Origin of the sequence: Variovorax sp. DXTD-1, from assembly GCF_003984625.1 — a bacterium.
Taxonomy (GTDB): domain Bacteria; phylum Pseudomonadota; class Gammaproteobacteria; order Burkholderiales; family Burkholderiaceae_C; genus Variovorax.
On sequence record NZ_RWKH01000056.1, the window covers coordinates 1 to 1,919 of the forward strand.

The 1,919-nt window shown below is 78.6% G+C and carries 1 pseudogene; it reads left to right on the plus strand.

Annotated elements, in window-relative coordinates:
• Positions 1–1,919: pseudogene (locus EJI00_RS25195) on the plus strand (autotransporter outer membrane beta-barrel domain-containing protein); the annotation flags it as partial.

The following is a 1,919-nucleotide window of genomic DNA, read 5'->3' on the forward strand; positions in this document are numbered from 1 at the left end:
CTGCACGCCATCGCCCTGTCCGTGCTGCTGCTCGGCGTGGCCCTCGCCCTGCCCGCGGGCGCCGCCGGCGGTACCGGCGGCCAGCCCGTGGGTGACACCACCCTGCACGCCGGCGACGGCGGCAGCGACGGCCAGGGCGGTAGCGGCGGACTCAACGACAGCAGCGTCAACGCCCATGGCGGCGACGGCGGCGCCTCCACCGAAGCCGGCCCCAGCGCCGGCAGCGCGGCCGACATCGGCAGCTTCGCCGGCGCCACTCCGGGCGCGGGCGGTGCGGCCGGTGCCTCGACGACTCTGGTCTCGCCCGGCGTGTGGCAGGGCGACGCCGGCATCGCCGGCCAATCGCAGACCGGCGACTTTGCCAATGGCAACGGCTACGGCGGCGGTGGCGGAGGCGGCCAGATCGGCAATGCCATGAGCCCCGCCACCACCGCAGCCAGCCTCTCCGCCACCGGCGGTGCGGGCGGTGCCGGCGGCAACGGCTACTGGGCCGCGGGCGGCGGCGGCGCGGGCGGCCACGGCGCCACGCTGCTCGACCCCCTGGTCGATGTCACCGCCAGCGGCGTCTTCACCGGCGGGGCCGGCGGCGCGGGCGGCGATGCCTTCTCCCAGGCCGGCGGCGGCGGCAGCGGCGGCAGCGGGCTGTGGCTGCGCAGCGCCACCCCGGGGCTCACGCTGACCCACGGCGGCACCTCGGCGGGCGGGACCGGGGGCGCAGGCGGCTCTGAGCTGCTGCCGGCGCGCAGCAACGCCTCGGGCGGTGGCGGCGGCGCCGGCGGGGCCGGCCTCACGCTGGCCGGCAGCGCCGCGCTGACGGTGGCCAACACCGGCCAGCTCCTGGGCGGCGCCGGGGGCGCGGGCGGCACCGGCGGCGGCGGGGCAGGCGGCACCGGCACGCCGGGCAACGGCGGCGACGGCGGCGCCGGGCTGGCCTCGGCCGGCGCGGGCGGCGTGATCGTGATCAACAGCGGCACCATCGCCGGCGGGGCGGGCGGTGCCGGCGGCGCCAGCAGCAACGGCGGGGCCGCGGGCCTGCCCGGGGCCGGCGGCGCCGGGATCACGGGCGCAGACCTGGATGTCACCCACAGCGGCGGCACCCTGGCCGGCGGGCTGGGCGGCGACGGCGTCACACGCGCCCCGGCGGTGGCGTTCACCGGCGGCACCGGCAACCGCCTGGTGCTGAACGCGGGCGGCACGATGCTGGGCGCGGTGGCCATCGACAGCGGCGCGAGCGCGCGCATCGTGGCCGGCGCGGACGGGCTGGACCTGGGCAATGCGCTGCTGCTGGGCGGTGTGGGCACGATCGACAGCAACGGCCACGGGCTGGGCTGGTCGGGCCCGGTCTCGGGCGCGGGCGAGCTGGTGAAGGTGGGCGCGGGCACCTTGACCCTGAGCGGGGCGAACACGTACACGGGCGCCACCCGGGTGGCGGCGGGCAGCTTGCGCGCGGGGGCGGCGGGCAGCTTCAGCAGCGCGAGCGCGTTCACGGTGGAGGCCGGGGCGGTGCTGGACCTGGCGGGGCACAGCCAGGCCATTGCGGGCATGGCGAGCGCGGGCACGGTGTCGCTGCTGAGCGGCTCGCCGGGGGCGACGCTGACGGTGCAGGGGCCCTGGGTGGGCCAAGGCGGCACGCTGCGCCTGGGCACGGCGCTGGGGGGCAGCGGGAGCCTGAGCGACCGGCTGATCCTGAGCGGCTGCACGGCGATTGCCAGCGGCACGACGAACATCCAGGTGACGAACCTGGGCGGGTTGGGGGCGCTGACGGTGGGCAGCGGCATCGAGGTGGTGACGGCGATGAACGGGGCGACGACGACGGCGCAGACCACGCGCGATGCGTTCCGCCTGGCCGGCGGGCATGTGGATGCGGGGGCCTACGAGTACCGGCTGCATGCGGCCGATGCCTCGGGGGCGGGGGAGAA